Origin of the sequence: Mesorhizobium sp. M4A.F.Ca.ET.050.02.1.1, from assembly GCF_003997725.1 — a bacterium.
Taxonomy (GTDB): Bacteria; Pseudomonadota; Alphaproteobacteria; order Rhizobiales; family Rhizobiaceae; genus Mesorhizobium.
The window spans coordinates 1-18295 of record NZ_RZSG01000009.1; the positions used below are offsets into that span (position 1 = coordinate 1).

The following is an 18295-nucleotide window of genomic DNA, read 5'->3' on the forward strand; positions in this document are numbered from 1 at the left end:
CTTCCCAACACCATCACACCGACCATCCAGACGATCGCGTTGAACGCAGCCTGGTTGGCTGGTGGAGTGGTGGTCACCGAGTCCGTCTTTCAGCTGCCTGGCATCGGCAGCGCGCTCTCGGAAGCTGTCATCAACCGTGACATGCCGACAGTGCTCGCCATCACGCTGATCATCACCGCCACCTATGTGCTGATCAACCTGGTGTCCGAAGCGCTGATCCTTCTTCTTAATCCAAGGCTGCGCGTGGCGCGCGGTACGACCTAGTCGAAGGGATTGACCGTATGCGCCGCTCCGTCCTGCGCCTGACCTTGGCGAAGCCAGCAGCTCGCATCGCTCTGGTCCTGGTCGTCATCATCGTTGCTCTTGCTTCGCTCGGACCATTTTTCAGTCCCTACGCCTTCGATGAAATCGTCGGCGCTCCATTCGCGCCCATAACCCAGGGGCATTGGCTTGGAACCGACTTCCTTGGGCGCGACACTTTCAGTCGCTTCCTCTATGGCGGAAGGACTGTGCTCGTCGTCGCGCTTTGCGCGACAGTCGCGGCCTATATCGTGGCGGTGCCGCTTGGCATCTACTCGGGCCTGCGGCGAGGCTCGCTCGATATTCTTCTGATTGCCATTTCCGATGTGATCTATGCGCTGCCGCCGGCAATCTTTCTTCTCGTCCTTCTCGCTTCGACGGGGCCAAGCCTGCCCACAGTCATCATAGGGATCGTGATCCTGCATTCGCCCCGCATCTTCCGTATCGTGCGACTGATCACCATGGATATCTCCAAGAACGAGTACGTTGAAGCTGCCTTCGCGCGCGGGGAAAGCTGGGCCGCAATCTGCTTCCTTGATATCCTGCCCAACGTGCTGACCCCCGTCCTGGCCGACTTCGGGGTGCGGCTTTGCGGGTCGATTATTCTCTACGCTTCCCTAAGCTATCTGGGCCTGGGCCTGCCACCGCCGGCGGCCGACTGGGGTCTGATGATCAGCGAAAACCGCATTGGCATCACGATCTCGCCATGGATCGCACTCGCGCCAGCTCTGGCAATTGCTGCCTTCTCCGTTGCCGTCAACGTGCTTGCCGACAGCTTTGCGCGCTCGGTCGGTCGGTCGAAAGAGATCTGAAATGACCGAAGCAATCCCGCTCGTTGTGCAATCGCTTTTCATGCATGATCTGAACGGCCGCGAAATCGTTAGCGACGTCTCCCTTCACGTGAAGCGGGGTGAAGTCCTGGCCATCATTGGTGAATCGGGATCTGGAAAGACGTCGGTCGCCTTGAGTTTGCTAGGCTTTGCGCGGCCCGGAATGCGTATTTCGTCCGGCAAGATTTTAATTGGCGGCACAGACATCCTCTCGCTCTCGAGCCGGAGGAAACGTGCCTTCCAGGGCGGCAAAGTATCGCTGGTTCCGCAAAATCCGACGACGAGCTTCAGCCCCCGTATGTCAGTCGGCAAGCAAATGGCCGAGCTTCTTGCGGCGCACGGCCATTCGGGCACCGGCATGAAGCAACTGATGCGTGACGCGTTGCGGAGCGTCAATCTACCAGACGATGAAAAGTTTTCGAGACGCTATCCCTTCGAACTGAGTGGCGGTCAACTGCAACGCATCGCAATTGCCATGGCCTTCGCCACGTCTCCGCAGGTCATCGTGATGGATGAGCCGACCACCGGCCTTGACGTATCCACCCAGCAGACGATCCTTGAGCTGATAGCGAGGCTGGTCAAGTCCAGCAGCGCCAGCGTGGTCTACGTCACCCATGACCTTGCCGTCGTGAACGTCGTGGCCGACAGGGTAGCCGTCATGCTTTCTGGCAGGATCGTCGAGCAGGGGAGCCGCAAGCAGGTTTTCGTCGAACCGAGCGCCGATTACACGCGCATGCTGCTCGACGCCATTCCACGACTGGTAACCGATGGTCCAGCGGCGGCGCCCGAGGCCGAGGGTGCAATTGAATTCCAGAACATCCTCGAGGTGAAGAACCTGCGCGCGGCTCATGGTCATGTCGAGGTCGTCCACGGCGTTTCATTCTCGGTTGGCAAAGGCGAATGCGTGGGTCTGGTCGGTGGGAGCGGCAGCGGCAAAACCACAACAGGCCGATGCGTGACAGGTTTGCATAGCAACGCCTCGGGCAGCTTGTTGTTCGAGGGCCATTCGATGCCATTCGCCGTCTCAAGCCGCTCCAAGGCAGATCTCAGCGCCATGCAGATCGTGTTCCAAAATCCCGATCGCTCTCTCAACCCGAAGGAATCTATCGCCCAGAGCATCGCTCGTGCCGTTCGCCTAACGGGACTGGCTGATAGAGCACGGGTCGGCGCCGAAGTCCGGTCGCTTCTCGACCGCGTCCGGTTACCGCAACGAGTTGCCGATCTTTACCCGGCAGATTTATCCGGAGGTGAGCGTCAACGCGTAGCCGTGGCCCGCGCGCTCGCGGTCAAACCGAAGCTTCTGGTGTGTGACGAAATCACTTCGGCTCTCGACGTGTCAGTGCAAGCGGCCGTGGTCGAGCTTCTGCTCGATTTGAAGAGGGACGGCCTGGCGATGCTGTTCATAACGCACAACCTGCCGCTGGTCTCCGAAATTGCAGAATCCATCATAATCATGAAGGACGGAAGCATCGTTGAGGCGGGACGAACGAATGACGTCCTGCGTTCGCCGAAGCACTCTTACACAGGAATGTTGCTGGACGCCGCACCGCGACTTAATTGACGGCCGGCTCGACTTGGAGCACCAAGTGACGATTGCTACGGGATTCGCTGGAACGATCTTGCCAAACGCCCTGTTCACCGATGAGGAAAAAAGTGCCCGCTTCGACGCTGTCGATCGGGCGGTTGCAGTTTTGCGCGTTCTTGAGCGGTCTGACCAACCTATGTCGCTGTCGATGATCGCACGAGAGGTCGGGCTGGGACAGCCAACCACGTCACGTTATGTGGCCAGCCTCGTTGGGCATGGGCTCATCGAAAAGGTGAATGGAAATCGCTATGTTCTGGGCATTGGGCTTTATATCCTTGGGCAGAAATCACTCCACCGCAGGGACGTCAGAACGGTAGCCCACCCCTATCTGGAAACCTTGCACGAGCAGTTCAACGAGACCGTTAGCTTCGCCCTTTGGCTGCGCCGCGAGGTTGTCGTCGTGGACTGTATCGAGGCCATGCAGACGCTGCGCCAGGGAGCATCAGTGGGAGTAGTCAACCCATGGCACGCCACTTCTCTCGGAAAGTCGATTCTCGCATGGCTTGATCCGCATGAAGTGGACGTTCTGCTGAAGGAGCCGGGGCTGCCCCGTTACACGTACAACACCCTCACCACCGTCGACCAACTGCGTGCGGAATTTCCGCTTATCCGGGAGCGGGGCTATTCGGTCGACAACGAGGAGTCCGCCATTGGAGGGCGCTGCATCGGGGCACCCGTCTTCGATCAATCGGGGCGCCCGCTCGGCGCAATCAGCATCAGCGGACCAGTCGCGCGCGTTACTGACGAGGATGTCCTCTCAACCGGAGGGCGAATCGCCGAGATCGCGGGTCAGATATCCCGCGCAATGGGGTATTCGGGACGGCCATCCCGTGAGACCAGGCAATCCTGATCTGGTCTTGCTCATTGCCTTCTGAAGCCAAGCAGGCACGTCTCCCGCGATAGAACGTCCGCTGGGAAACACGACGGTCCCAAGCTGGCGCATGTCACTGGCCCGCAGCTTCCTGAACAGATTGATCTCGCTTCAGGAGGCCCCTCGTTTGCTGCCCTCCTTGAACTGTGGCGGTGCGGCGCCTCGAGGCGGCCTTAGCCACAGCCTCCGCGGCGCGAAGGGCAGCTACGCTATCTGACCCCCGTGCCAGCCAAGTCAGCCTTCGCTCCCCGGCGCTGACAAAGTCCTCGACTGCAGCAACGTGCGAATCCCCGTCGCGAACCGGCACGAGCTCGTTCTTGGCTGCATGCCGACGCATGAGCGTACCCGAAGCCTTGCCGTTCAGCGTACCGTGGGCGATCAGCGTGCCGCGATCTCCAGCCACCACGACCGTGCTTTCCAGGTCGGCGATCGCAAAACTCTCGAATGCATGAAACAGGCTGCCATCGTTCAGTTGAAACGAATAGGAGATCTGGTTGGGTCTGCCATCGGCAATAGTGCAAGTGGCCGAAACTTCACGCGGTTCTCCGCCCGTCAGGAACCTTGCAAGGTCAATGTCGTCGACTGACATGTCGAGATAGATGTCGCCTTCGCTGTCGAGATCGTCCTTTCTGCGCTTGGCCGCGGGCTTGTACGGTCCCTCGCGGGTAAGAAGGATCGATTGCACCTTCCCGATGTCACCATCCAGGATCAGTCTGCGCATGGTCTGGTGGATGGCCGACGCACGGAACGGATGATGTACCGCAAGCACTATCCCGGCGCTGTCGCACAGACGCACAAGCTCAGCGGCTACTTTGCTGTTTTCGGAGATCGGGCCGTCGCAAAGGACGTTCTTGCGAGCTTTGGCCGCAGCGGTGATGTAATGGGCCCGTCGCCTCAGACGTGCACTGACATAGGTGAACTCGACGTTAGGATCGCCCAGGGCATCCGACAGGTTGGTCGTCCATTGCGGAATATCGAGATCCTGAGCGAAATGAGCTGCATCCATCTTTCGGCGGCTGACCACCCATAACGGAGTGTGCCCCTGCGCTCTGATGCCCGCGACCATCTGCTCCGTGGCAATGGTTCCGGTCCCCATAACTGACCACCCCGTCTTGCCGTGAGTTGCCATGCCAGGCGCTCCTGATCTGGCCCTGAGTATGGGCGCATTCGCCTCTTGCAGCCAACTTCGCACCTCGTTGAAGTCTGCATTAAAGTGACGTACAGATAGCGTCTGTTCGCGTCATAGGGGAGGCGATCAAAGATGAACCACATCGCAGGGGATACTGCGGCGCTCGCGGCAAATTTGAGGACCTTGTGCGATCGCCACGGGTCTGTCGCCGCCGTTTGTCGCAAATTAAACGTCAACCGGCAACAATTTAACAAATATCTGTCCGGCGCCCATGTGCCGTCCAGCGCCAATCTGCGCACGATCGCGAATTTCTTCGGGCTGAGCGTGCCGATCCTTTTCTCCAACCCTGAGGAGTTCAGGACGCTAATTGACGGCAATTTTTTTCATGCGATGTCAACCGCGCGTCATCTGCCGGAGTTTGTCAACTTCCTGTCGAATATTGTCTTCGACGGAAGCGTGCAGGATTCGGAGATCCTGGGTGTCTATGACCGGTATCAGTTTTCGTCGATCTATAAAGGCTTCATTCTAAAATCGGCATTCTGCCTTTATCGGAATAACAATTTTCTCCAGCATTACTATATCGAGCGGTTCCCGAGCTTCGACAGGCCGGGGAGAACGGAATACGTCTTCAAGTACTACGGGTTCAGCTTCCCAGTTGCGGACCGGCTGTTTACGGCGGACTTCGAAGGCATCCAGAGCAATGAGCTCACCTTCGGCGTTTATGCCCAGGTCAAGCGAAACGCGAAGCGCTTCATGTTCGGCATCGCCAGCGGCATTGCAGCCAATGCCTTCCGGCAGCCCTATTCGACGAAGGTCGCCTTGCACTACAAAGGGCCGGGGCTGCTCCAGCGCAGTCACCTCAAGGAGCTTACCGTGATTGACCGAAGCGACCCGGGCATCCCCAGGGAGGTGCTGCAATATCTGGGCGACGGTTCGGACATGATCCAGATGTGATATGCTAACTGACTAACTGCATTACTCGTCGGCTCTATGCTCGGCCTTGGGCGAACCCGACTTTGCTACCGGGTCAGTCGCTTTTGCCGATCTGTCCATGTCTCGGATTGCCAACAAGCCGATCACGGTGTGATTGGTGCCCGAGACGTATCAGACCCTGCAGGTGACAGCAAAGAGAAGGCGGGCAACTGGTTGCCCGCCTTTCAATGTGACGAAAGTCCTGGGAGGACATCAGACGAGCAACAAACCCTCAGACTCAACTCGCCGATGGAGGCTGGAGCCCAATTCGCTGCTGTTCTTTATATGCATGAGTTACTCCCTGAGCCTGTGGGGGCGCAACTTCGCACGGACAAGGTTTGTGAAGCGACAATATGCATGACGGGCGCCTTCTAACGTCAGCTGGAATCGGACTTCCATGTCCAACGGGTATTTGCGTCATCGCAACAGAGCGCCGGCAGGTGATGGCAAGCCGATAGCCGGACCGCCCAAAACCTGCATGAGCAATCAGAGCTATTGTGTCCACTATGAAAATGGCCGGCAAAGCTGTCGGTTCTTGCAGTGAGTTTCCGGCAGTCTAGGCGTTCAGGACAAGCTCGTTCAGAGCCAACCGATGCAGCGACGGAGTCGCCGCGGCAAGGACTGGGCCTCCTTCCTCAGCTCGGCCGCCGTCGAGACGCGTGATCACGCCCCCCGCCTTCTCAATGATCGGGATCAGCGCCACGATGTCGTAGGGCTGCAGGGAAGGTTCAACCGCCAAGTCGATTCGGCCCGCCGCCAGCATGGCAAAGGCGTAACATTCCCCACCGTACCGGGTCATCTTGACGGTGCTGTTCAGCCGCTCGAAGCCAGCTTTGAGATCGCCGTGAAAATGTTCGGGCGAGTTGGTGTGAAGAATGGCGTCGGACAGCGTGTCAATGCCCCGCGTCGTGAGTGGCTGTGGCTCGCCGGCGCGCTGGCGCCATGCGCCTGTCGCATCCGCCCAGAACCGCTCGCCGATATAGGGCTGGCTAAGCATCCCCATCTCGGCGCGCCCGCGAACCGTCAGACCGATGAGCGTTCCCCAGACGGGAATGCCGCAGATGAAAGGCCGCGTTCCGTCGACGGGATCAAGCACCCAGCGCCAGTCACTGCCGCCGCCCGTTTCGCCGAATTCCTCGCCAAGCACCGCATGGTCTGGAAACTCTGCCGTTATGGCTGCACGCAAGGCGATCTCGGCTTCTCGATCCGCCTCGGTCACCGGATCGAATCTATATCCGGGCTTCGGCTTGGTCTCGACGGCAAGCTCGACCAGATAGCGCGGCAGAGTCTCGGCATCCGCCAGATCAGCGAGACGGTGCAAGAATGTTGAATCCGGTAGCTTCGACATTGTTTCCTTCCGATTATGCAATGCGGCTGCGTTAGGGGCGGGCGCTCGGACCAATTCTATTCCTCGCATCTGCCATTCTTCCTGAAATAAAGCCGTGCCTGGCCGCGATGAAGTCGGCTGCCCGCTCCGCGATCATAATGGCGACGCCGTTGGTGTTGCCGGAAACAAGATTTGGCCCGGCTGAATTGTCGCAGACACGCAGCCCATCGATCCCGTGAACGCGCAGTTCGGGATCGAGAACGGCCATATCGTCGCTGCCCATCTTGCAAGTACCCATCGGATGGAGTGCCGCATGCGCCTGACTTTTGACATAGGCTAGGATTTCCGCCCGACTCCGGACAGGCCCAGGCGCATATTCCCTCGAAAGGTATTTTGCGATGACTGGTTGTGACATGATCTCTCGCCCGAACTCGACACCCTCGCACATGACGTCGAGATCGTATTGCTCCTGCAGATAGTTCGGCCGGATGATCGGCGCCTCAAGAGGATCTGCGCTCCTCAATTCGACCCAGCCGCTTGAGCGTGGCCGGGTCTGGCAAATGTTTAGCGTCGTTCCGTTGCCGCCGGGAACAGTGTCAAGGCCCGCTTCGACGCCGGCGCCCGGCATGAAACAGCACTGCAGGTCAGGGCGGTCGTCATTGAGCGAGGATCGAAAGAAGGCGCCGCCCTCGACGACGTTCGTCGTGCAGGGGCCCCTTCGGAAGAGAAGGTACTCAAGGCCTGCCAGGAATTGCCAATGCGGCTTCTTGTATCTGTCGTAGCTAAACGGCCCGTTCACCTCATGGATCAGCGAGACCTCGATGTGATCCTGCAGGTTCCGTCCCACTCCTGGCAAATGCTGGGTGAGGGGAATGCCAAGCCGCGTGAGTTTGTCGGCATTGCCGAGGCCGGAGAGCAAAAGCAACCTTGGCGTGTTAATGGCGCCGGCAGTCAGGATCACCTCGCCACCAGCGTGCAACACCGTGCGCCTGCCGCTGACCAGCGCTTCGACCCCTATGGCGCGCTGTCCCGCGAAGATGATCCGCAGCACGCGAACGCCGGTTTTGACCACAAGGTTCCGGCGATTGCGAGCAGGTCCAAGGTAGCTGACCGCGGTGCTCCCGCGGCGGCCGCCGCGTGCATTGATCTGGTAGAAGCCGCAGCCTTCCTGGTCGCCCGAGTTGAAATCTGGATTGTATCTCAAGCCCGCCTGCTGGCATGCCTGAACCCATCTGCGGCTCATGGGATGAGTAAACTGCTGGTCCGAAACGGGGAGGGGGCCGTCGGTGCCATGCAGGTCATTGGCGAAGCGGTCGTTGGATTCGCACCGCTTGTAGTAGGGAAGGACGTCATTCCAGCCCCAACCCTCGGCGCCCGCGTCGCGCCATTCGTCGTAGTCGCGCGGCTGGCCCCTTAGATATACCATGGCGTTGACGGAACTGCCGCCACCCAGCACCCGCGCCTGAACCATGGTTGGCTCGGGATCGCCTAGGTGCTCGGCATTGGGAGTCCATCGATAAGGTTTGACGAGATTGCCCTTGCTGGTCTTGTAAAAAGTGACCGGAATATGGATCCAGGGACTGCTGTCCTTAGGCCCTTCCTCAAGCAGCAGCACCGAGGCATCCGGATCTTCGCTCAGACGCGACGCCAACACGCAGCCCGACGATCCCCCGCCAACGACTATGAAGTCAGCCCCGCTTCGCATGCGAAATCCAGTCTCCAAGATGTGAGTAACCACGAAACCCAGTCACCAGGACGGCTTCTGCGCTGTGTTCGCTTCGTGACACGTTCATTTGCAATCGTTGGTGCCTGGTCGCGAACCGTTCAGGCGGCCTGAAGACAGCGTCCCGCGTCCGAAGCCAACCGACGAACTGCGCTCGCTGCACGCGCGACGACCTCTCGTCGGAGATTGCCAGTCTGGACACTCGCGATGATGTAACTCGCCACCTCGTCGACCTGGGGACCGGACGCCAACAAAAGAAGGTCGACGCCAGCTTTCAGCGACGCCACCGCGGTTTCTGCGACGGTGCGGCCGCGCAACGTCCCGGGCAGATCGAGATCGTCCGAAACGATCAGGCCCTGAAACCGGTGGGTCTCGCGAAGCAACGCCACAACCTTCGCTGAGGTCGAGGAAGGCTCGCCCGGATCGATCGCATCCACGGGTATTGGTCCGGTCATTATGGCCCGCACACCCGCCGCAATGGCCGCGTCGAAGCATCTAAGATTGGGTTTGAGATCATCCAGCGCGGCGGTGACCGTCGCACTGGCGCTGTCATGGGGATCCTCGGGAACATGGGGGTGACCGGGAAAGTGCTTCGCCGTTGCCGCGACACCCTGGCTCTGTACTCCGCGAATGAACGCAGAGGTGGCGCGACTGACGAGATCGGCGTCCGCGGAGAAGGTGCGGTCACGCAGCCATGGGTTGCTCCCGGTCACTAGGTCGAGCACCGGTGCCAGGAAGAAGTTGATGCCGCATGCCCTTGCTGCGCGAGCAGCCTCGACCCCAAAATGCTCTATTTCGGCCTCCTTCATTTCCAGGACCTCGCGCGGGTGAGGAAGCTGGGGGGCAAGCTTGTGGAGGCGGTGGACCCCTCCCAGCTCGTAGTCGATCGCGATCAGCACGTCGCCAGCAAGCGACTGGGCGCGGTTGTGATAGTCAAAAAGAAGCTCGCGCGTCTCCGTTTGCTGCCTGTCTCTAGACATGCGACGCGCAACGTATTCCTCGCGCGTCGAGCCGAGCAGCGAAGCGACGCCGCCGGCATCGAAGAAAGACCTCGAGGCGTCCGTAAAATCAGCCCTTTCAAAGGCGGGCAGAAGTACTGCATAAGCGTCGCGTGCGATCTCATCCACCGTTGTGCATTCCTTGTTGTTTCCGCCCTCAAGGCTTCGTCCGAACGAGATAGCTCAAACGACATCGGACATTCATTCACAGTGTTGACGGCTTGCCTGCTCAGGAGCGGGGGAACGAAACCCATGACTTCGAAGCTGAAGATCTGACGCTGATCTCGGACAGCAGAACGCCCCGCAGCCCTTCGTACACATCCGGGATCGGCACGGGGAGCACTTCTCGCCAGTTTCGGCCGGCTTCCAGCGCCGTCGCATAGTCGCTGTACAGGACCGCAAGGGCCTCGAGGTAGCCTTCAGGAGACCCCGCCGGCAGACTGGTCGCAAGTTTCGCGTCCGAGGAGATGTCGGCGTGGCCTCGACGATAGGTAAGGTCGCTTTCGCCGAGCCGGGACATTGTTAGCGTCTCCGGTGCCTCCTGACGCCACTCGAGAGTGGCCTTGGAGCCGACGATCTTGAAACGCAGGCCGTTGCGGTGGCCTGGAGCGGCAAAAGAGGACCACAACACACCGTTGGCGCCGCCCTCGAATTCGAGCTGAACGACATCGGTGTCGTCCAGGCCGAAGGAGTCGACGGTTTGCAGCAAATTGGCGTTGAGTGCGGTGCACCGGAGACCAGAAACAAATTCGAGGATGTTAAAGGCGTGTGTTCCGATGTCCCCCAGCGCGCCCGTCGGTCCCGCCTTTTCGGGGTCGCCTCGCCATATCCCGCCTTTGCCCAGTTTCGAGGGGTCGTTAACCAGCCATTCCAGGAGATACTCCACATGCATGAAGCGAACCTGCCCGATCTCCCCCGCGCGGACGCGAGCGCGAGCATCTCGAACCATCGGATAGCCTGTGTACGTGTATGTCACGGCAAAGAACGTCTCGTTTGCGGCCGCGATCCGTTGGAGCTCGCGCGCCTGCTCCGATGAGTGGACCAGCGGCTTTTCGCAGATGACAGGGATACCCGCCTCGAGAAAGGATTTGCATGGCTCGAAATGAAGATGGTTGGGCGTTACGATGATCGCGACTTCGATGCCGTCATCTCGTGCCGCTTCAGCGGCTGCCATGTCAGTGAAGCTGAGGTAGGTGCGGTCCCGAGCCACCCCAAGCGCCTCGCCGGCTTCAATGCTGGTTTGTCGGTCGGACGAGAACGAGCCTGCGACCAATTCGAACCGATTGGTTAGCCGCATGGCAGTTCTATGCCGGCTTGCAAAAAAGGAACCTCGCCCTCCTCCCACCATGCCCGCGCGAAGGCGACGTCTGCCGGGGATGTCGTCTGTGAGAAGGTTCATGGATACCCTTGCGCGTTCCGGCTCGGCTCTGGGCTGACCGGGAGAACCGGTAGACCGGCACCGAATCCGTTCAATCGGCAGCGGCTGCACCGAGACGATTGAAGGCATCCTTCCACTCCGTGAAAAGAGCGACAAGTTCGCACGTCGCCAATCAGTGACGCACAGTGATGCGATCGGTTACGCAGTTCGATCAATCGAATGAGAGCCGAGCGCTCCTTTGCGATCGCCGCAACGGCATCATGCTGGCTCGACAACACGCCAAACGCGCAGGCATCTCCTGCAGGCAGCAGCGGCGACCGACACGATGAGCTGAGAATCAGTCCTGCCGATCCTGAAGTTCATTCCAAGGCTCGTCGGCAGCATCAAGCGTCGTCGCCTGCCGCGCGCGCTCATGTCATAGGTCGGTTCACGACAACATTGCGGCGTGGGGCGCTTGGGATCTATATCCGATTTGCATTCCCCGAACAGAAAGTCGCCCAGGTTCGTCCTAAGGATTTCTGGATATGCTTACAGAAGAACGCCAGGCCGTCATTCGCTTCAGGTTGGCCGAGCATGGCAGGGTCCTGGCCAAAGCGCTTGCGCTCGAGTTCCGTGTCTCTGAAGACACTGTGCGCCGCGACCTGCGCGATCTTGCCAGAGCCGGACTTTGCCGCAGGGTCTATGGCGGAGCGTTGGTCAGGTCATCGGAGGCCAAAGCCGGGCCTGAGCGGTTGAGGACCTCGACCACGGATCTCGCGCGGCTGGCTGCCGCCGCAGCGAAGCTCGTTCAACCGAACGCGACGATCATGATGGACCACGCAGCCCTCAGCGTTGCTTTCGCCGCCGCTTTACCCCGCCACCTGTCTTTGACGATTGTAACAAATTCCCCAAATGTCGCGGCTGCGCTGGAAGGGCATCGTCAAGCCGGCGTCGTTCTTGTGGGCGGCCTGTACGACCACGGCAAAAGATGCTGTCTTGGAGCTGCCGCCCTTTCGCAATTGGAGCAGTTTAACGCCGACGTCTTCCTTGTCAGTGATTGCGCGGTGCATGCTGCGGTCGGATTGACCGCATTCGATCTTGCCGACGCTGAAATCAAACGCGTGATGTGCCGGCGAAGTGCCGCTCGGGTGGTTTTGGCTACCGTCGACAGCATGTCGAGGGTCGCGCCCTTTCAAGTTTCGGGACCTGGAGAGATCGACCATTTGGTCGTAGGGGGCCAGCTAAATGCCGACACCCTCGAATTGTTTAGCGAGCAGGGCACGATGATCCACTGCGCATAGGACGGTCTAATCGAAGCCTCGACGATCGACGACCTAAGAACCTACAACAAGATCCTGCATGAGCGTTTTGAGATCACGAGCGACATCGTAGCTGTTCATCTGATGCTGCCTGTTGCAAAACAGCTCGCAACTCCACCAGCCATCGTAGCCGGTCGATTTCACTGCAGACACCCACTCTCCCAGGTTCAATACGCCCTTGCCCGTTTCGACATCGCGGAGAATAGGCTCGTTGGGAACTCCGCCCGCAAACGGCAGCGAGTCGCAGATGTGTACGCCGTAAATCAAATCCTTGTCCAATCGCGAGATTTGTTCGGGTCCATCGCCTGAGGTGTAACAGTGCCAGAAGTCGACAACGAGACGTATGTTGTCGCGGGCTGCTTTCCTGATCGTACGAAGCTGCCTGTCAAGCGTGTTGAGCGGCGTCCAGGACAGCGCTTCATGGTAGATGACCAGGTTGCGCTGGGCGGCGATGTCGGCGACCGCGGCCAATCCAGACGCCGTGATGTCGATCTGCTCTTCTATGGGCAGGCCGACAACGCCTCGGTAGAGATCGGGTCGCCGAGTAACGCTGCTGGGATCGAGAGCCTCGAGACTGATAGGACCCGTAATGACCTGAATGCCCTTTGATCCGACCGCCGAGGCAAGATTCGTCAACTCTTCGGCGTCCTTCAGCAAGTCCCTTCGGGCGTCGCCGTAGCGTTCCACATCGAGAAGAAATCCAACGCCGGGAATGAAGGTCTCACCGATTAAGTGACGCAGGTCCTGCGGGCTGAAACCAGCGTCCAGGAAAGCCCGAATCTTTGCGCCGGAGGCTTCCAGCCCGTCGAAACCGATCTCATGTGCGATATCGAGGTCAAGCGCAAGCGTGCCATATCGCGCCACGAGTGCATGCAGGACAATCTGATTGCTCTTCGACATGAGGTCCACCTTTGCAAAGTGGTTGACACTACCAGCAAGCAAGCCATACGCCATGTTGAGGCGGAATTGCGCGATAGTGCGAATTCTTGCGCGATTTGCAGCACTTATCGCGCTACATCGCGTCGAAAATCTTCTGGAAACCGGATGCGTCTTTGCGCTTGACTAGAGCCCGCCTCGGCATATTTCGCCCATCGGCGGCCGGAAATGGACAACCTCTACTGTCGCAACTCTTCTCGGATAGCGCGCCACATTGCTTCGAATAATCCTACCCTGCGAACTTGTCGCGGGCGATCCACAGCTGCTTACTAAGAGCATGGACGAGGGCATATCTCGCAACCGCCTCGTCAGCCAAAAGATAAGAGGGTCGAACAATGAAACTGACCGGTGGGCAGATCGTCGCAAGAGCGCTCAAGGAATATGGCGTCGAATATGTGGCTGGCGTACCTGGACATGGCATCTGGGCCCTGTTCGATGCTTTTCTCGAGGAAGGCTCGCAGCTGCCCTTTATCCAGGTCATGCATGAACAGAGCGCTGTCCACATGGCGGACGGCTATTTCCGCGCCAGCGGCAAGCCCATGGCATGTTCGACGTCGGTCGGACCCGGCGCTACCAACACGATCATTGGTCTTGCGACAGCCTACTGTGACTCAACTTCACTGTTCTATGTGTCGGGCTCGCCGCAGACCTACATGCATGGCCATGGCACCATGCAGGAGATCGAGCGCCAGCAGGACAACGCCTTTGCGCGCATCACCGAGCAGGTGACCAAACGCGCCTGGCAGGCGCAATCCGTGCAGGTTCTGCCGACCATCATGCATCGCGCCTTCAACGAGATGCTTACCGGCCGTCCAGGCCCCGTGCATGTCGAGGTGCCGATGGACGTGCAGGTCGAAGCGGCGGACGTCAGCATTCATCCGCTGGACAAGCGCCTGCCGATCGGTGTGACCTACCCGGATCCGAGCGCGATCGAGGCGGCGGTAAAGCTTCTGTTGAACGCCGAACGGCCGGTCATCGTCGCCGGCGGCGGCGCCATCACAGCCAACGCTTCAAACGAATTGACCCGTTTGGCCGAGCGGCTCGGCGCGGCAGTTTCGATCACCTGGAACGGCAAGGGCGCCATCTCGGAAGATCATGAGCTCTTCATCGGCGCGGTCGGCCAGACCGGCACGACATGTGGCAACAAGATCACCGCATCCGCTGACGTCGTGATCTCTGTCGGCTGCCGCTTCACAGATTGGTCGGCGTCCTCCTACGCCAAGGGCGTCTCGTTCTCGATCCCCCCGGGCAAGCTGATCCACATCGATCTTGACCCGCGCGAGATCGGCAAAACCTATCCGACCGAGGTCGGCATCGTTTCCGACGCAAAGGTGGCGTTGGAGGCAATCCTGGCGTTGATCTCGGAGGCGGATGCCAAGAAGGCCCTGGCCAAACGCGAAACGTTTCTGGCCGACGTCCAGAAGGCGAAGGCCGACTGGATCGCCCAGGTGTCGCCGCGCGAAAACAGCCGCGAAACGCCCTTCACATCGCAGCGTCCGCTGGTCGCTTTGCGCAAGGTCCTCGACCGCAATGGTATCGTGGTTGTGGGTTCGGGCAACACCCAGGGTTCGGTGAAGCAAAGCTTCCCGGTCTACGAGCCTCGCACCCATCTGACTTCCGGCTCCTATTCGCCGATGGGCTGGGCGGTCCCGGCAGCGTTGGGCGCCAAGCTCGCATGCCCGGATCGTCAGGTCGTGGCGATCGTCGGCGACGGCGACTTCATGATGTCGCTGCCCGAAATGGGCACTGCCGTTATGAACGGCATCAATGTGGTGTTCCTCGTGTTGAACAACTCCGGCTACATGTCGATCCGTGGTGGCCAGCGCAAGTTCATGGGACGCCACATCGCTTCTGAATTTACCCATCACTCCGGCAACGGCCAGCCTTACTCTGCCGATATCACGGCTTCCGCCCGCGCCTTCGGGCTCGAGGCCTGGAAAGTCGAGAAGGATGAAGACCTTGAAAGCAGCTTGAAGGCAGCCTTGGAATGCGGCGGCCCGGCTCTTGTCGAGGTCATTGTCTCACGCGACGCGGCGGGACCGTTCGCGACCGGCTGGTGGGATTTCCCGTCGCCTGCTTACTACGAAAAAGAACAAGCCGGATACGCCGAGATGCGCGCACGCGAGCAGCATCTCTAGCAAGCAGGAGGGCGGCGAGCGCCCTCCCACATCGCCAACCATCACGTTCGGTAGTGCGGCGCGCACGCGCGTACGCAAAGCAAGAGATATTGCCATGATACGCACCTTCAAGCCCGCCAAAGGCAATGTCGCTGACGATGGCCAGCCGGCCGTCACCGCGACGGTTCAGGCCTTGCTGGCCCAGATTGAGAAGGGCGGCGACAAGGCCGTGCGCGAATTGTCCGTTCGCTTCGACAAGTTCGACAGGGATGACTATCGCCTGACCAAGGCCGAGATCGACGGATGCATCAACGCGTTGACCAAGCGCGAACGCGAGGATCTCGATTTCGCGCAGGACCAGGTGCGCAGGTTCGCCGAAGCCCAGCGCGAGACCATTCTAGATCTGGAGATCGAAACGCTGCCGGGAGTTGTCCTGGGCCACAAGAACGTACCGATCCAGAATGTCGGATGCTACGTGCCGGGCGGGAAGTATCCGCTGCTTGCATCCGCCCATATGACCGTCTTGACCGCCCGAGTGGCTGGCTGCGAGCGCGTCATCACCTGCGCCCCGCCGTTTCAGGGCAAGATCGCCGAGAAGATTGTCGCCGCCCAGGCGCTCGCAGGTGCCGACGAGATCTACTGTCTCGGCGGCGTCCAGGCGATCGCCGCCATGGCCTACGGCACGGAGACGATCGCTCCCGTCGATATCCTGGCCGGCCCCGGCAATGCCTATGTCGCAGAAGCCAAACGGCTGCTGTTCGGCAAGGTCGGCATCGACCTTTTCGCCGGCCCGACCGAGACCCTTGTAATTGCCGACGACAGCGTGGACGGCGAGATCGTGGCGACCGACCTGCTTGGCCAGGCCGAGCATGGCGTAAATTCTCCCGCTTTGCTGATCACCAATTCCGAGAAGCTAGCCCGCGACACGCTGGATGAAATCGAGCGGCTGCTCAAAATCCTGCCGACTGCGGCTGTCGCGGCCAAAGCGTGGGAGGATTTCGGCGAGATCATCCTGTGCGATACGGTCGACGAGATGGTGGCCGAGGCCGATCGCATCGCCTCCGAGCATGTCCAGGTCATGACACGTGATCCGGACTACTTCCTTGAGAAGATGAAGAACTATGGCGCGCTGTTTCTCGGTGCCCGCACGAATGTGTCGTTTGGCGACAAGGTCATCGGCACCAACCATACGCTACCGACCAACAAGGCCGCGCGTTACACGGGCGGGCTCTGGGTCGGCAAGTTCCTCAAGACCTGCACCTATCAGCGCATTCTGACCGACGAGGCCTCGGCCCTGATCGGAGAGTACGGCTCGCGTCTCTGCCTGATGGAAGGGTTCGCCGGGCACGCCGAACAAGCCAACATTCGGGTCCGCCGCTACGGCAGAAAGAACGTCGGCTATGCCATGCCGGCTGATCCAAGCTGACTCCAACCCGCCCGATAACAGCGAAATGCGACCGGGCATTTCAACCTCAACAGGGGAATGACGATGACCAAACTCAAAAGAATTCTGCTCGCCGCCGCGCTGGGACTGCCCTTCGCGGGCCAGGCAATGGCACAAACCAAAATCGAAGGCCTGCATGTCTGGACGTCGGCGAGTGAAGTCGGTGCCCTGAAAGTGATTACCGACAAGCTCAAGACCATGGGCTTCGAGTGGCAGGATAGCGCGGTTGGCGGTGCCAATGGCGCCAATGCCCAGCAGGCACTTCGCACCCGCGTTGCCGCCGGCAATCCGCCTGCCGTCATGCAGTTCCTCGGCTTCGAGGGACTGGGCTGGGCCAAGGAAGGCGTGCTTCGTTCATTGAATGACCTCTACGCCAAGAACGGCTGGAAAGACTCCCTCCCGCCGGTCATGCTGCAATTCCTGCAGCAGGATGACACCTTTTTCTCGACCCCGATCAACATGCATCGCCAGAACTGGGTTTGGGCGAACAAGGCTGTCTTCGACAAGGCCGGGATCGCCATTCCCACAAGCTGGGACGAGCTGATTGCCAGTGCCGAAAAGCTGAAGGCGATTGGTGTCACGCCGATCGCGATGAGCGATGAGAGCTGGCAGATCGAAGAGCTGTTCGAGTCCATGCTCATCGACGTGAACGGCCCGGATTTCTACAAGAAAGCTGCCATCGATCTCGATGAAACGGCGCTGTCCAGCCCTGAGATGATCAAGACGTTTGAACTTCTGGGCAAGGTGCGTGGATTGCATGACGCCGGTTTCACCGGCCGTGACTGGGCGGCTGCGACCAATCTGGTCGCCAACGGCCAGGCCGGCATGCAGATCATGGGCGATTGGGCGAAGGGTGAATTCCTTGCCAAGGGGATGAAGCCGGGCGTCGATTTCCTCTGCTTTCCGACGCCGACCGCCACGCCGAACTACAAGTTCGTGTTCGATACATTCGGCGGCTTCAAGATCAAAAATGCCGATATCGAAAAAGGGCAGGACGCGGTTGCGGAAGCGATCATGGACCCCGAGGTTCAGAAGAAGTTCAATCTGATCAAAGGCTCGATCCCGGCTCGTCTCGATGTGCCGATGGACGACTTTGACGACTGCGCCAAGCGTAGCTTTTCGGATCGCGTCGCTGCCATCAAGAACAACGCAATCTACGGATCGCTCACCGACGGCTTTGCTGTCGAGCCGCGCTTCTCGGGCGTGTTCCAGGACGTCGTCGGCAAGTTTTTCGTCACCGATATGAGTGCGGAAGACGCGGTCAAATCCTTGGTCGACGGGATCAACAACGCACGCTGAGGCGTGCGTTCGCTGCCGGGGCAATGCCTCCCATGAGGTCCCGGCAGCGCCTTGCTAGCAGCTCCATTGACCCAATCCGAGGGCAAGC

Annotated in this window: 15 protein-coding genes; 9 read left to right on the forward strand and 6 right to left on the reverse strand. The window is 59.8% G+C overall.

Features of this window, described 5'->3' with window-relative positions; all coding sequences use genetic code 11:
* The 4 genes from EOA33_RS01695 to EOA33_RS01710 all read left to right on the forward strand — a co-directional run.
* The coding region (locus tag EOA33_RS01695; protein WP_127404790.1) for an ABC transporter permease subunit at positions 1-264 on the forward strand (264 nt) is incomplete at its 5' end.
* 17 nt (positions 265-281) lie between these two features.
* Entirely contained in the window at positions 282-1112 is an 831-nt protein-coding gene (locus tag EOA33_RS01700) for an ABC transporter permease (RefSeq protein WP_127404791.1), read from the forward strand.
* A gap of 1 nt (position 1113) precedes the next feature.
* On the forward strand, positions 1114-2691 hold the full coding sequence (locus tag EOA33_RS01705; protein ID WP_245482192.1) for an ABC transporter ATP-binding protein: 1578 nt from the start codon (positions 1114-1116) through the stop codon (positions 2689-2691).
* Positions 2692-2716: 25 nt separating this feature from the next.
* A complete protein-coding gene (locus tag EOA33_RS01710; RefSeq protein WP_245482193.1) occupies positions 2717-3565 on the forward strand; it encodes an IclR family transcriptional regulator in 849 nt (282 codons plus the stop codon).
* A gap of 94 nt (positions 3566-3659) precedes the next feature.
* Here the strand turns inward: EOA33_RS01710 and EOA33_RS01715 are convergent, their stop codons facing one another.
* On the reverse strand, positions 3660-4715 hold the full coding sequence (locus EOA33_RS01715; RefSeq protein ID WP_245482194.1) for a Gfo/Idh/MocA family oxidoreductase: 1056 nt from the start codon (positions 4713-4715) through the stop codon (positions 3660-3662).
* Positions 4716-4847: 132 nt separating this feature from the next.
* Between EOA33_RS01715 and EOA33_RS01720 the strand changes: the two genes are divergently transcribed.
* Positions 4848-5669, forward strand: coding sequence for a helix-turn-helix transcriptional regulator (locus EOA33_RS01720; RefSeq protein WP_127227974.1), 822 nt, complete (start codon positions 4848-4850; stop codon positions 5667-5669).
* A gap of 574 nt (positions 5670-6243) precedes the next feature.
* On the opposite strand, the gene hisN is transcribed toward EOA33_RS01720, so the two are convergent.
* The 4 genes from hisN to EOA33_RS01740 form a co-directional block, all read right to left on the reverse strand.
* Complete coding sequence (gene hisN, locus EOA33_RS01725) at positions 6244-7035, reverse strand: histidinol-phosphatase (protein WP_127404811.1); 792 nt, start codon at positions 7033-7035, stop codon at positions 6244-6246.
* Positions 7036-7066: 31 nt separating this feature from the next.
* Positions 7067-8719 (reverse strand): GMC family oxidoreductase N-terminal domain-containing protein, encoded by a 1653-nt coding sequence (locus tag EOA33_RS01730; RefSeq protein ID WP_127404812.1) that lies wholly within the window; start codon positions 8717-8719, stop codon positions 7067-7069.
* Positions 8720-8838: 119 nt separating this feature from the next.
* On the reverse strand, positions 8839-9864 hold the full coding sequence (locus EOA33_RS01735) for a glycoside hydrolase family 3 N-terminal domain-containing protein (RefSeq protein ID WP_127404793.1): 1026 nt from the start codon (positions 9862-9864) through the stop codon (positions 8839-8841).
* A gap of 100 nt (positions 9865-9964) precedes the next feature.
* Positions 9965-11242, reverse strand: coding sequence for a Gfo/Idh/MocA family oxidoreductase (locus EOA33_RS01740; RefSeq protein WP_348628207.1), 1278 nt, complete (start codon positions 11240-11242; stop codon positions 9965-9967).
* A gap of 395 nt (positions 11243-11637) precedes the next feature.
* On the opposite strand from EOA33_RS01740, the gene EOA33_RS01745 reads away from it, so the two are divergent.
* Positions 11638-12393, forward strand: a complete 756-nt coding sequence (locus EOA33_RS01745) for a DeoR/GlpR family DNA-binding transcription regulator (RefSeq protein WP_127404795.1) — start codon at positions 11638-11640, stop codon at positions 12391-12393.
* 33 nt (positions 12394-12426) lie between these two features.
* On the opposite strand, the gene EOA33_RS01750 is transcribed toward EOA33_RS01745, so the two are convergent.
* Positions 12427-13311 carry a sugar phosphate isomerase/epimerase family protein gene (locus EOA33_RS01750; protein WP_127404796.1) on the reverse strand — a complete coding sequence of 295 codons (885 nt, stop codon included), beginning with the start codon at positions 13309-13311 and terminating at the stop codon, positions 12427-12429.
* Positions 13312-13682: 371 nt separating this feature from the next.
* On the opposite strand from EOA33_RS01750, the gene EOA33_RS01755 reads away from it, so the two are divergent.
* The 3 genes from EOA33_RS01755 (at position 13683) to EOA33_RS01765 (ending at position 18207) form a co-directional block, all read left to right on the forward strand.
* On the forward strand, positions 13683-15485 hold the full coding sequence (locus EOA33_RS01755) for a thiamine pyrophosphate-binding protein (protein ID WP_127404797.1): 1803 nt from the start codon (positions 13683-13685) through the stop codon (positions 15483-15485).
* 94 nt (positions 15486-15579) lie between these two features.
* Positions 15580-16890: a histidinol dehydrogenase gene (gene hisD, locus EOA33_RS01760; protein WP_127404798.1), complete on the forward strand. Its 1311-nt coding sequence runs from the start codon at positions 15580-15582 to the stop codon at positions 16888-16890.
* 63 nt (positions 16891-16953) lie between these two features.
* Positions 16954-18207: an ABC transporter substrate-binding protein gene (locus EOA33_RS01765; RefSeq protein WP_190234181.1), complete on the forward strand. Its 1254-nt coding sequence runs from the start codon at positions 16954-16956 to the stop codon at positions 18205-18207.
* Positions 18208-18295: the final 88 nt, after the last annotated feature.

Bases quoted from the DNA above. Each gene is read 5' to 3' on its own strand.
- EOA33_RS01700 (WP_127404791.1), top strand. From the start codon at position 282: ATGCGCCGCTCCGTCCTGCGCCTGACCTTGGCGAAGCCAGCAGCTCGC.
- EOA33_RS01705 (WP_245482192.1), top strand. From the start codon at position 1,114: ATGACCGAAGCAATCCCGCTCGTTGTGCAATCGCTTTTCATGCATGAT.
- EOA33_RS01715 (WP_245482194.1), bottom strand. From the start codon at position 4,715: ATGGCAACTCACGGCAAGACGGGGTGGTCAGTTATGGGGACCGGAACC.
- EOA33_RS01720 (WP_127227974.1), top strand. From the start codon at position 4,848: ATGAACCACATCGCAGGGGATACTGCGGCGCTCGCGGCAAATTTGAGG.
- hisN (WP_127404811.1), bottom strand. From the start codon at position 7,035: ATGTCGAAGCTACCGGATTCAACATTCTTGCACCGTCTCGCTGATCTG.
- EOA33_RS01730 (WP_127404812.1), bottom strand. From the start codon at position 8,719: ATGCGAAGCGGGGCTGACTTCATAGTCGTTGGCGGGGGATCGTCGGGC.
- EOA33_RS01740 (WP_348628207.1), bottom strand. From the start codon at position 11,242: ATGCCTTCAATCGTCTCGGTGCAGCCGCTGCCGATTGAACGGATTCGG.
- EOA33_RS01745 (WP_127404795.1), top strand. From the start codon at position 11,638: ATGCTTACAGAAGAACGCCAGGCCGTCATTCGCTTCAGGTTGGCCGAG.
- EOA33_RS01750 (WP_127404796.1), bottom strand. From the start codon at position 13,311: ATGTCGAAGAGCAATCAGATTGTCCTGCATGCACTCGTGGCGCGATAT.
- EOA33_RS01755 (WP_127404797.1), top strand. From the start codon at position 13,683: ATGAAACTGACCGGTGGGCAGATCGTCGCAAGAGCGCTCAAGGAATAT.
- hisD (WP_127404798.1), top strand. From the start codon at position 15,580: ATGATACGCACCTTCAAGCCCGCCAAAGGCAATGTCGCTGACGATGGC.
- EOA33_RS01765 (WP_190234181.1), top strand. From the start codon at position 16,954: ATGACCAAACTCAAAAGAATTCTGCTCGCCGCCGCGCTGGGACTGCCC.